This window comes from Patescibacteria group bacterium, assembly GCA_027858235.1.
Lineage (GTDB): Bacteria > Patescibacteriota > Patescibacteriia > Patescibacteriales > BM507 > BM507.
The window spans coordinates 45,661-59,886 of the sequence record JAQIDC010000055.1 but is presented as its reverse complement, the minus strand read 5'-3'; the positions used below and the strand labels follow the sequence as shown (position 1 = coordinate 59,886).

Annotated in this window: 1 protein-coding gene; it reads left to right on the top strand. The window is 37.9% G+C overall.

Annotation, left to right across the window (positions count from 1 at the left end; genetic code table 11):
* The first annotated feature begins 204 nt into the window (after positions 1-204).
* Positions 205-14,217: a fibronectin type III domain-containing protein gene (locus tag PF572_04880; protein MDA3840399.1), complete on the top strand. Its 14,013-nt coding sequence runs from the start codon at positions 205-207 to the stop codon at positions 14,215-14,217.
* Positions 14,218-14,226: the final 9 nt, after the last annotated feature.

Below are 14,226 nucleotides of genomic sequence, written 5' to 3'. Positions count from 1 at the left end.
ATATCTAATTTCCTAAATAAAAAAGTTTATGAATTAATAAATTATATACGCTAAAATAGAAAAAATTATTGTAAATAAGTAGGTAAATGTGGTATAATATTTCTAAATATATATAAAAATACTGCGAAAAACAGTTAGAATCTTTTAGTAGTTTAACTGCTAATTTTAGCGTAAAAATTTAATCTTTTCTTGATATTTGTCCCCATGCGAATTCTTCGAAAATCAAAATCAAAATCTTTGGTATTTAAGCTAGTTTTCCTTGCTCTATTTTTGTTGTTTTTTGGAAATTACTCACATAAATATTTGTTTACGGCTAGTGCTTTTAATACACAGATAAATATTTTTCCCGATACATTTAATACTGAGTTTAATGAACATGAACTATCTTGGCAAAAACCAAGTAATATTTTGTTTCAAGATCTTTCATTCGAGGATTCTTTTGATAAATTTAGCTCTACAAATTCTGCTTTTATTTCTTTTTCATCGACCAAAGAAGATGACACTAACACAGGAGAAGTTCTAGGAGCAGAAGAAGAGTTCCAGGAAGATGTTGATTTTGAAGACAATATTTTTGACGATGAAAATTATCTAGATGAAACTAATCAAGACAAGGAGGATGAATTGAGCGAGGATGATTTTGTTGTTGAAAAAGAGACAAGTTTCAAAGATGAGACCGAGAAAGATGAGGAGGAGAATATTGAGGAAATAATTGAAGAATCTGATAAAGAAGAATTGCTCAAAGAAAGTACCAAAGAAGAATCTTCTGATGAGCCAGTTGAGGAAGTGATAGAGATTGGTAGTGAAGACATTATCAAAAAAGAGCCAGTCGAAGTTAAGGAGGAGAAAGAAGAGACTAAAGATGAGATAGATGAGGTCAGCTCTATTTTTAAAGGATTCAAATCTATCTTCAAAACGTTTGAGCTTAATTTTGCTCGTGCACAAGACGAAGCTCCCACTTCAATAGATGAGAATTTTATAAATAATTCTCTTTTGGTCTCAGGATTTTCTCTTCCGGTGGATTACTCTAGGGATTCTATAAATCAAGTATCTCTAAAAACATCTTTGGCGGCCTTCAGTAATATTAAAGATGATAAAATCATTTTTGAATATTCTTTTGATGGACTAGATTGGAAAACTATTGCTAGTTTGAATATAGATAAAAAAATCGCCAATTCAGATAAAGAAGATTATTTTACTTTCCCAGTATATATCCTTGACGAGATAAATAATCTTTCGGACCTGCAAATTAAAGTAAGGTATGAAGGTAAAATACTTGAGGATAGGGGAAGTAGAAGAACCAATCTATTTATTGACGCTCTTTGGATTGAACTTGACTATGAAGAAGCAAATGAAGACTCTTCGATAGAGGAAGATCAGAGCTTAATTCCAGCCAGTGAAGATGAAAATATTGACAGAGAAATAAATGCTCTAGATGATATTAAGTATTTTACAAAAGACAATAGTCCAGAATATGTATTTGAATATAAGAAAACGAGAAAAGGATTATTTAAGAAACTCGGAGCTGGTTTAGCTGGTATTTTTGTTGATGAGTATAAGGACATAAAGATTGAAGCCAATCTCCTAGATGCTCAAAAGAATAAAAATAAATTAAAACCCATTGTAACATATCTGCAAAATGGTCAGTTTGAAATAAGTATTGATGATAATATTCGTCAATTTGAGCCAGGGGAATATTCAATCGAAGTACTTGTAAATGATGGGAATTTTATTTTAAGTTATATCCAAGATTTTACTTGGGGTGTACTTGCTCTAAATATTAATAAATCAATCTTTGAGTCTGAAGAAGTGGCTTATTTTCAAATGGCAGTTCTAGACAATGAGGGGCATACAATTTGTGATGCCGATTTGTTATTAGAGGTAGTTTCTCCTGGTGGAGAAATTGTAAGACTTGGAACTGACAATGGTCTTTTAAAAAGAAATCCACTTTGTGGACCAGACAATGTAATTGATAGCCCAGATTATTTTGCGTATTATGGTTTATCTGCAATAGGGGAGTATGAGTTAAGACTTACAGCAGAGACAGAAAATGGAATTTATGAGATTACTGATAGCGTAGAAGTTAGAAGTAATGTTGAATTTGCAATAGAGAGAATTGGACCTACTAGAATATATCCTATTGCTGATTACGAAATGAATATAAGAGTCTCCCCCGAGAGTGATTTTAAGGGACAATTCAGAGAATTCATTCCAAGTAGTTTTAAAATAAAATCTCTAGAAGGAGATTCGCAGGTGGTGCAACATGAGAATGAAAAAGTAATTGTTTGGGAAGTTGATTGGCAGTCTGGGGGAACATATGATTTAAAATATGTTTTTGATGCCCCTGATGTTTCTCCAGAGTTCTTTTTATTGGGACCAGCTCAAGTAGCCAATGAAAAAGGAAGTACAATATTTTTCGAGGCTAGGAAATGGCAAATAGCTTCTGATGCTGTTTATGAATATGATGGAGGTACAAGTATTGGTTGGATAAATTCTGCCAATGCTTGGGATTCGGTTGATGGTACATATGCCAAGAGAGATATTCCGAGAAGAAATGTTGATGATTCTGCGAATTATTTAGAAGCAAATGCCAATTCAGTTCCTTCTGAAACATATACTATAAATAGTGTCGAAATTGGAATTGAGGCTTATGCTGAATCTGCTGACGTTAGCGCCTACCTTGTTCCTAGGTTTAGTGGAAGCACCAGTGGATCTACCCAAACATTAACAGGGGCTACTATGGGGACTACTGATTCAGGAACTACTTTTTATTTTGATATAACAAATGATGCTCAAGCTCCAGGAACTTGGACTTGGTCTGACATTCAAAACCTAGATGTAAGAATCTATGGCAGCAACACCAACAATGGTCAACCTAGGGAATTATATGTTGATCAGGTGAGGATACAAGTTGATTATTCTGTTCCAAATGACCCCCCAACAGGGAGTTTTAATAGTGCCGCTCAAAAAACTGATGCCAGTGGAGTCGTCGATGTTTCGATAGAAATTGATGACCCCGATGATGATAATGTTAGTGCTCAAATTGAATATTCTGCTGGGGCTTGTCCTTTCGGAACTACGGCTGATCCTACCTTAAGTGAGGTTGATGGAGATACTAGTGCTGATTTTGGCGATCCTAATGTTCTTAACTCAAATATTTATCAAATCGGTAATGCGACAGCTTGGATCGAAACAGCCTCCGGAACTAATTCTGTTTTGTTTGATTGGGACTCTCAAACAGATGTTTCAACAGGGAATGGAGATTATTGTTTGCGCTTAACAGCAAATGATGGAACAGTAGACCAAACAACATCGGCTGTTCAAACTGTTACGGTTGATAATGTTAATCCAACTACACCTGGGGCCCTGACAAACAACTCAGTTGATGGGACTTCGGTAACTCTCAATTTTGGAGCCGTCTCTAGTGATACAAATTTTGATAAGTATATTATTTATTATAAAGAAGGATCTTCAGGAGTTGTAGTTACAGATGAATCTTTTACAAATACCGACATGGATTTAGCTAATTATAACGGGGCCAGTACTGTAAATATTCCAGACCTTTTTCCGAGCACGCAGTATGTTTTTAATATTTGGGCTTATGATGATTATGGAAATTTAGTAGCGGCGGCCACGGAGGTTACGGCTACAACGAATGCTCAATTAGTTCCTCCAATTTCTTCAGTTAATTCTGTTGCTCAAAAAACAGATGCTACTGGTATCGTTGATATATCTATTGAAGTTGATGACGGGAATGATGATGATGTTCGAGTTAGGATTGACTATGAATCAGGCTCGGCCTGTACTTTTGGGACGCCGCTAGACCCGACCTTGGACGAAACATCAGGAAATATTTCAGCTGATTTCGATTCGGTAATAATTGATAATTCTAGCACTTATCAAGTTGGAACAAGTACTGGTTGGGTTACAACTGCCTCTGGATCAAACTCAGTTCTATTTGACTGGGATACGAAAGATGATCTTACTGCTGCGGATGGAATTTATTGTATTCAAGTAACTGCCAATGATGACAATGCTAATCAAACTATTTCAGCAACATCAACTCTTTTAATTGACAATGTTTCCCCGGATGCACCAGGAGCACTTTCTCTGTCAACTTCTACTGACACAAGTGTTACTTTAACTTTTGGAGCAACAACAACTGATAGTAATTTTAGTCATTATAAAATATTTTACAAAGAAGGAACTAGCGGTGTTACTGAATCTGATTCTGAACACAGCGATGAAGATTTATTAGACTTAAATTTTAATGGAACACTCACCACAAGAGTAAATGACCTCGAGCCAGAAACAAGCTATATTTTTAATATTTGGGCTTATGATGATTATGGGAATAAAGCGAGTTCCACAGAAGTGAGCTATGCTACTCAAGAAGCAAAGCCAAGAAAAGCCAAAACAGTTACATACTTTGCAGGCATAAATTATGGTAATGGATCTACTGGTGATAATTCTGATACAGATAATACTTTTTCGACCTTTAATTTTTTACTAGGGGAGTCTGATGTAGAGATTAAAAACGCCTATATAATTTTTGAGGCTCAGTTTGAGGCTTATACAAATAATGCAGGAAATTATAGTGGTTATAATTTAGCTTTTGATACTTGCGTTGAGCCTTGTACAGCAGATGCATTCTCGGGAACAAATAGGATTTTAAAAGATGAGAATACAGTTTTGGTTTACGATGAAACTGAATCAAATCAGATTAGATTACTCTATGACGTCACCAGTGAAACTCAGTTGGCAGCATATGCTGGGGCGAGCGCAAACATGGAAGGACAAATTGGGTATCGAATTGAAAGAGGAGGAGCCTCCAATTCCATCTCCTATGCTTCAGCTAAATTAGTAGTAACTTATGTCTACGATGATTCTGTTACAAGTAATGTTACTAATACAGTTTACTACCCACTTGATTCAGATGTTGCGGGGCACAGCGGAACGAGACTAAGCTCTCAAGCTAACGGGTGTACTCTAAATACAGACTGCCCAACTTTTTCCTATCAAATGGATATTCCTGAATATGGTTCAAGTATTTCTGATTGGTTCGTAGGACAGATTGTAAATGATCATAATAATTCTACAAAGTCTGATGACATAGATTTCGATGTAAATATTGAGACTTATAATATTAATTCCGCTACGGTAATTCATGAGGTTGCAAACGCCGGCTCTCAGTCAAAGCCATTGTCATACTACTTCGGGTCTGTTCCAGGGCTCACTCCAAATGTTGCCCAAAGTCTAGAGATGCATCCTAATTCTTCCCTTGCTTACAATTATTTTTTAATGGGAGGGGAAGTGGCAATGACATATATTTCCTCAAGTACGGAGGCGACAAAAACAAGAACGGTTTCATTTCCTCTAGGAGTAACAAATAACGGGGCGAGCACAGCTCTTTCAAATTCTTCAGCTGATGTATATTTCCCTGAAAACGGAGCATCAAGTGGAGTAGTTACAATTAAAGATGCCTGGGTTAGAATAGTCAGTAGTAATTATGTTGCCGGAGGAAGTTCAGTAACAGTTTCATCACAGGTTGGAACAAATCTTCAGTCAGGAAACTATGTTTATAATTACGACCCTGCACCAGTGGCAGTTAATCCAACATTCGACATTTATCATATTATCCCATCATCTGATTATGCTGAGCTTGCTCTCGCCAACGGTGTTACTCCAAAGACTGTTACAGTAAACACAACCAATAGTTCAGCCAGTCAGGCGGGCGTTTCTGCTGAGCTTATGATTACCTATATTTATACAGATGAATCTAATGGATATTTAAGTAACATTAATTTATATGCTGGTCAAAGTAGTGAAAACGGAAATTCTCAATCATCAACCAGTACTGTAGCAAGAATAGTGGCTCCAGAAATAGTTGGAACAAAGACTATGCTAGGGGGACATCTCGAACCAAGTTATTTGATTTCAGATAGTGGGGGCACTGTAACTGGTGCAAATGCTTCTCTGGACGCAAATATTTCTACTACGACACCAACTTGTACAAATACTTATCTAACAGGAGTTGATAGCGCAAATGCATTTTCTCGTTTTTACAAGGATGTTTCCTCTGCTCTTTTGGCGGTTAATAGTACTCAGTATACAGCTTGTTATTCAAATAATGGAGTAGGGAGCGGAACAGGAGGAGCCAAGATGAATGGAATATTATCTTATACATATCAGTACGCACCTCCTCCTCCAGAGTTTACTCAAAATGATTGGCGTTGGTATGAGAATATTGATTCAGAAATTCCGCTTACAAGCAAAGCCTTAGAAAATACATCTATTTCTCAAGTTTATTTAGCTGATACTCTTAGATTGAGAATGAATGTTGCGGTAAGCAAAGAAGATTTGGCTACTTCATCAAAGAGTTTTAAATTACAATTTGGAAAAGATGCTGATTGCACAGCTGTTGGAACTTGGACTGATGTTGGAGATATTGGAAGCGGTGAAGCCTGGGAGGCTTATAACAACCCGAGCGTTTCTGATGGAGTTTCTGCTTCGTCGACTCTACTCGCATCTTCTACTGTAATAGAAACATACGAAGAAGAAAATCCAAGTGCTGTTGTGATTAATCATGTCGCCAAAGGAGAGCTGGCTGAATGGGACTGGGTTCTTTACGATAACAATGCTAGCTCGAGTGCAAATTATTGTTTTCGAATGGTAGAATCAGACGATACAATATTTACAAACTACAATACAGATGGCTATCCAAAATTGACAACTTCCCCAGCCAATACTGCTCCAACTACTCCTACGGATTTAGGACAATTTTTAGACGATGAAGTTACTGTGATAAACAATCAAAACTGGATAAGTGAAAATAATGTTAAATTGGTAGCGCAAGCAACTGACCCTGATGTGGCTGAAACAATTACACTTTATTATGAAGTAATTGACAATACTAATTTCTTTACAACATCTACTTCAACTCCCGTTGGAGCTTGTGTTTATGGAACTGCCTATGAGTCTTGCCCTTCATATATTTGGTATGTTGCAACTAGCTCTCCAGATTTTTTCAGATATGATCCCTATATTGGAACTACCAGTGTTACTGCCATTCCAGACGGTTCATATAAATGGCAAGTTCTTTCATGCGATGCTGATGGAGAATGTTCTACTTGGGTTGTGCCAGGAGCGAATCCAAATTTTCAAATTGATACTATTCCGCCAACAGCACCTGGTTCTTTGACCGACATAAGTGTTACTCCAACTAGTATTACGGTTGGACTTGGAGCATCAACTACTGAAATTAATTTTCTAGAATATAAAGTATTTTATAAAGAAGGTTCGTCGGGGGTTACTGAATTAGATTTGGAATATTTAAACCCAAGCGTTCTAGATTATCAAAATTATAATGGAACTCCTTCTGTTGATATTGGGAGTTTGTCTGCTGGGACTGCTTATGTAATAAATCTTTGGGCATACGACAAGGCCGGCAACAGCGCTAGCTCGACTATTGAGCTAGCAACAACAACCACGAGTTCATTTACAATTCCAACCGGTTCTATGGTTTCTACAATCCAGAAATTAGATGGTACGGGAGCAGTAGATATTTTGCTACAAGCTGATGATGCTGATAATGACAATACCTTGCGAGCCAAAATAGAGTATGTGGCAGGAGCGGTTTGTTATTTTACTACTCCTAATATAGCTACAATTGATTCTCGTGATGCCTATACTTCTGCTGACTATGGAGACCCTAAAGTTGACAATAACTTGGTCTATCAAGTAGGTTCGTCAACTGGTTGGATTTGGACTGCACCAGGAGAAAACTATGTTGCCTTTGATTGGCTTGCTAAAACAGATGTTCCAGATGTGGAAGGAACTTATTGTATTAGGTCAACGATTAATGATGGTATCGCTGACCAGTCTACTCCGAGTACAAAGCTAGTCTTGCTTGACACTGTGGACCCAACGGCCCCAGGAGCACTTACCCTAAATCAGAAAAATAGTGAAAGTATTGTTCTAAATTTTGGAGCAAAAACAGAAGAAAATAATTTTGCAAATTATAAAATATTTTATGCTACCACAAGCCCTGTTTCAGAAGATGGAGATGAACAAATTGATTCTAATTTGCTAGATATTGATTTTAATTTTGCAGCTACAACAACAATTAGTGGGCTAACTCCTGGAGTTACTTATTATTTTAATATTTGGGCTTACGATAATAACGGGAACAATGCTAGTTCGACTGAGTTAGTGGTGACAACAAATTATCTTCCTAACACTTTAGTGGTTGGAGATCAATATTGGAATGACGAAACTACTTTAATTACAAATGGAGCTTGGATAAATAACGATGATATTTATTTGTCAGCTTGGGCCAATGATCAAGATAGTTCAGAAATTTTAACTATTTATTTTGAATTAATTGATTCAAGCGGTACTTTTACAACAGCGACTACTGAGCCGACTGGTGCATGTGTTTGGGGAACTGATTACACGACCTGTGCTTCTAATATTTGGTTTACTTCAACTTCCACTCCAGGGAATTATAGCGTTACATCTTTTTATGCTACGACCAGCATAACAGATATCCCAGATTCAAGTGGAGGGTATAAGTGGCAAGTTTTTGCGTGTGATGATGATGGAGGGTGTGTTAGTGATTGGAGCACCTACAATACAGTTATTCCAAACTTTAAAGTTGATGATACAGCACCTTCACCTCCAGGAGCATTAGTCGAATCAAGTAAAAATAGTTCCAATATTACGATGACCTTTGGAACATCAACCGATGAAATCAATTTTACTGAATATAAAATATTTTATTCAACCACAACCCCGGTAGCAGAGACTGATGCTGAACACGCGGACACAAGTCTATCTTTCATTGATTATAATAGCGTCTCTATCACATCAATTTCTGACCTTCTTTCAAATACTCAATACTATATAAATATTTGGGCTTATGATGAGGCGGGGAATAAGGCAAGCTCAACAGAGGTGGCTATTACGACCGACCCGATATCTTCCACCCCGGGGGTATTTTTCTATACCAAAAATACGCAAAGTCTTTTCTATAGATATTGGGATGGTTCAGCTTGGAGCACGGAGCAAACTGGGCCAACACTTGGGTCAGCATCTGGAGATAACATCCGACATATAGACTCAATCCGTTCAGATGATGGAGCCAAAATTTTAGTAGTAGTGAAAACTTGGGATGGAACAAACCAAGAATGGTGGGGAACAGTTTATCGTTACGCTGCAGATGATTTTGTTAACACGTCTCAGCTTGGTTCGGCTTCGGCAGTTGCGACAGACGCTGATAAATTATCAGCTTGTCTTGGTTCTCTTTCTGAAAGCGAATTCTTTGTGCTTAGAAATAATAATTCTACAAACGGAACGCAGGTTTATTCCTGGAACTCAAGTGGTTGGACAACAGAATCGAACGGACCAGACCCAGGAGAAATCATGAATGGATGCAGACTTGAAAGAAGACCAGGGACAGACAACTATGTTCTCATGACTTTTGATAATCATTACCATAGAGCAGCTGGCCATAATTATTATGGAAATGTGGGAAGTGCGTATTATTACGGTGGTTCGACTTATGCAAATTCTTGGACAACCTGGACAGAACATTCAGGCGAAGAAGGAGAATTGGCAAACTATGTTGGTGAGGCTTATTTTAATCCAAGCGACAACACAAAGGGCGCTCTTAATTATTCAAATTCAGATACGGCTGCTTCTACAAAAGCAAAATATTTTGTTGTAACAAACACAACTATTAATTATGGAACGGAGGCTACAAGTCCTGTAACTTGGGCAGGGGCTTTTGTTCACGGTGAATTTGCTTCCAACCCCGAGTCGGATGGCGTGGCTTATTATATTGGTGATGACCAAAATGGAGAAGCAAATGTTTACGAAGTCGACATTTCAACTGGGGCTCCTGTTTGGTCAACTCCAACAAATGGAGATAACATTTCAGGCAGCAACGCCTATTCTTATACAAACAATTCTCAAAAACCCTATGATTTAGTTTTCTATGCGGCAGACTCCGCAGTTGCTCTTTGGAATGAAAACACTAGTGCTACACCAAAATATAGAAATCTAGATGCTAGCGCTAATTCTCTAGATGCTACTGACACCGCTGTCCCAGGATCATCTGCCGCAACTTGGTCAAGGGTAAGAACAGGCATTGATCCCAACGAGGATGAGTTTGTTGCAATTTATCAAAATAGCACTAGTGATTATTCGGCCGTATTTTGGGATGGTTTTAATGGTCGTTTTTACAATAGTACCGACAATCCAAGTTCCAATCAAATTTGGACTTCAATTGCGACCGGAATTACCCCGAGCGATTATGACGATGATGCAACAAGTTTTTCATTCGCCAAAAGAAATTCTGCTCCATCCACTCCGACTCTTTTAGTTCAGTATGAATCTGACGCGACCACCACTATTCCAAATGGAGATTGGTCAAGTACAAATGAGGTTTATCTTGAGGCAGCTGCCAATGACCCAGATACCAGTGAAGTGATTAGTCTCTATATTCAATTGATAGCAAACGCTTCTTCGTTTGAACTAAGCACTCAGGAGCCTGGGAGCGCTTGCGTCTGGGGGACAGCTTTTGGAAGTTGTGCTTCAAGAATTTGGTTTGTAGCATCAAGCTCGGCTGGAGATTATTCTGTCACAAAATTTTCTGATAAAGTTAGTATTCCTTCTGTCCCAGATTCAGCGACTGGATATAAATGGCAGGTCATTGCTTGTGATGACCAAGCGAAGTGTTCCAACTGGGTTAAATATAACCTAGCTACTCCAAATTTTAAAGTTGATGCTACTCCACCAACAGCGCCAGGAGCTCTAACAGAACAGACAAAAACTAGCAGTAGTGTTATTCTAAATTTTGGTGCACAAACCACTGAACTTAATTTTTCCGAATATAAAATATTTTATTCAACTACTTCACCAGTTAGTGAACTCAATGCCGAACATACCGACGCTAATTTGTCTGCTATAAATTATAGCGGGGCCAGTGATACAACGATTTACAGTCTCGAGGCTAATACAACTTATTATATAAATATCTGGGCTTATGATTTAGCCGGAAGTAGAGCAAGCTCAACACAAGTCACTATTACCACCAATCAAGCTCCTTATCTTGAGCAGTCTTCATATATTATTGAAAATGATGATGGGGCAACAGTAAATGCAAATACAGGAGCGTCTGCAATTGATACTAGTTTGGCTAATATTAATTTAGGAGAAAGATTTAATGGTCGACTTCAACTAGAGAATACAGGGGGGGATGTTGCTCTAAATACCACTTATCAGATTCAATACGAAAATCAAACCGACAGCCCTGGAACTTGGGTTAATGTTGGGGCAGAAACTCAAGTTTCATATTCACAAGGATTATCTGGTTCCAACGGAAATTTTATAAGTTCTGCTAAAGCTGCCCTTAATGCCAATACTTGGATAAATGGAAGTTGGCATGAGGGCTCTGATCAGACAGGAGTCTTTACTTTGGGTAATGGTTTCTATACAGAGTTTGTTTTTGCCCTTGAAACCAGCAATGCTCTCGCTGGAAAGACTTATCGTCTACGTCTTTATAATTTAACTGGGGATAAGGCATTGGATAATTATTCTTCTTATTTAACTTTCTCAACAATCGCTACCGAAATTATTAAATATTCAAAAATAAGCATAGCCAGTTTACCAATTGCTTCAAGTGATTTAACTTATTACCTAGATCCAAACGGTTATTCTGACATCGCCTCTGACAATGGTGTTCGTGATAGCATTACTACTAGTTCAGAATATCCAATTTATAATTTTGTCACCAAGCATACTAACGATACAGACGCTATTAGTGTCACTTGGAATGGTCAGTCTGGTATAGCGGGAACAGATGCTGATGTTATTTTGCAGGTTTATCGTTTTGGTTCTACAAATTCCTGGGTAACTGTTTCTACTAACGCCACCAGTACAGTTAATACGGATTTTGACATAACAGGAAGTATTAATTCAGCTTTAACAGAGCATTATAATGTTTCCAATCAAACTTTTTGGAGAGTGTATCAAGATGTTGCATCATCAACTACATTTTCTTCAGATTATTTTAATACTAGCTTTTCCCCAGCCGATCCAAATGTTAAACAAATTCATTATAGATTTAGAAATGATGATGGTTCTGAGACCACGGCCACTTGGAGAGAGTTAGAAGATGATGGGGACCCTTTAACCGGTATAGCTCTTGAGATTGGAAGCACAACTAGACTGAGAATTGAGGTAGCTAATATTGGTGGTGGCGCTGCATCAAATTATGATTATCAAATTGAATATGCCTATACAACAACTGGTTGTTCTTCTGACCCAGGTGGATGGGTGACTATCCCAGTTGGCGCAACAACAGAAGAATGGGAAATGGCAGCGAGCTCTAATTTTGTTGATAGTGATCCGACAACAGCACAACTATCTAATATTGAGGAATATACTTTTGTGGCTGGAACGATGGTGGAGGACCCTTCAAATTCATCTGGTAATATTAGTTTAATCGAAAATAGATATACTGAGTTAGAATATAGCATTAGAGCAACTGTCGATGCCTATACGGCAGGAACTTATTGTTTTCGAGTTACGAATTCCGGAACAGACTTAGATTCCTATAATATTTATCCGGAGTTAACATTAGCCGGTATTTCAAATACTGCTCCAGCATTTACGGTCAATCCAAGTGATAATAATTCAGCAACCAACACTCCAACAAATTTTGGAGAAGATGTCACTTTTACAGCAACTGCCGATGATATTGAAACAGATGATTATTATTTAGCAATTTGTCAGACTGATAGCATCCGATCAGGAAATGATGGTCCTCCAATTTGTCGTGGAGGAGAATGGTGTGTTTCGGACTTGGCTTCAAGCACAGACGAAGCTTTTTGTGCCTATACCACAGCCACCAGCACAGAATCACTTGAATGGTTTGCTTTTGTCTGCGATAAATATGCTGGTGTAGGAAATGCCAAATGTTCTCTTTCTTCACAGGGATCAGGAACAGCTAGCGCCAATGACAGTCCATTTGTAATAAATCACCCACCAGTATTTTCTGCTGTTATAACTTCTGATAACAATAACGACCCTGGGTCAAGCTTCACGATAACAAGCACATCAAATGATTCAGATACTTTGGGTGGAGACGATATCCTTTCCTTTTATGTTTGTATTGGGAATACAGCCGGGGTAGCTGGTTGTGGAGGCGGTCCTACTGATACAATTTGTTCTTATGCAACCACAACAGATAATGTTTCTTGCTCATTTACTGACACTGCTCCAACTCTGCAAGGAGATTACACTTACAATGCTTTTATTTTTGACAGTAATGGATTGGCATCAGTAGATAATTTCAGAACCAATACCTATACAATAAATAACGTTGCCCCAGTTCTTGGTTCATTGATTCTAAATAGCGGTTCCGCTATAACACTTAATATGAAAGGAGCTGGAGGAACTCCGATAAATACTGTTCTTGCTTCAGTGACAGACCAAAACGGATGTGATGCTGGCTTAATTGGAGCATCTGCTGCAATATATATGTCGGATGTTGCCAGCGGATTTAATTGCACTCCTAATGATAGTGTGTGCTATCAGATAAATCCACTATCTTGTTCAAAAACTGGTTGTACCGGGGATGATGACCCGAGCGCTTCCTATACCTGTAGTACAACCCTGGAATATTTTGCAGCTCCAACGGATGACTCTGAAAACAATCCTTGGTCAATTTATAATTGGCTTTCATATATTAGTATTTACGACGGATCTTCTTATGCGGCCACTTCCTCGTCTGGGGTAGAGCTAAATACAACAATAGCCCTAAATGTGAATGAAGATATTATTGATTTTGGATCAAATCTTTTTGTGGGTGAAAACTCTGGAACTGACAATGCTACAACCACAATTGTAAATCTAGGGAATTCACCAATCGATACTACCTTGTCTGGAACTGATATGTTTGGGAACCCATCCGGGACAATTCCGGCAAAAAATATAGAATGGGATCTGAGTAATTTTACTTGGTCTAGTGGAGTAGATCTTTTAACAATCGGAACAGATGTAAATACAGTAACTCCAAACCCAATTAACTCTAGTGAAATTAGCGATCAGCTTTTCTGGGGAATAGGTATTCCTAATGGAGCATATGCCTCAGTATACAATGGACAAAATGACTTTTCAGTTAAGCTTGACGTTGATGATTGGCAATTATATTAAATAATTTTT

Bases quoted from the DNA above. Each gene is read 5' to 3' on its own strand.
- PF572_04880 (MDA3840399.1), top strand. From the start codon at position 205: ATGCGAATTCTTCGAAAATCAAAATCAAAATCTTTGGTATTTAAGCTA.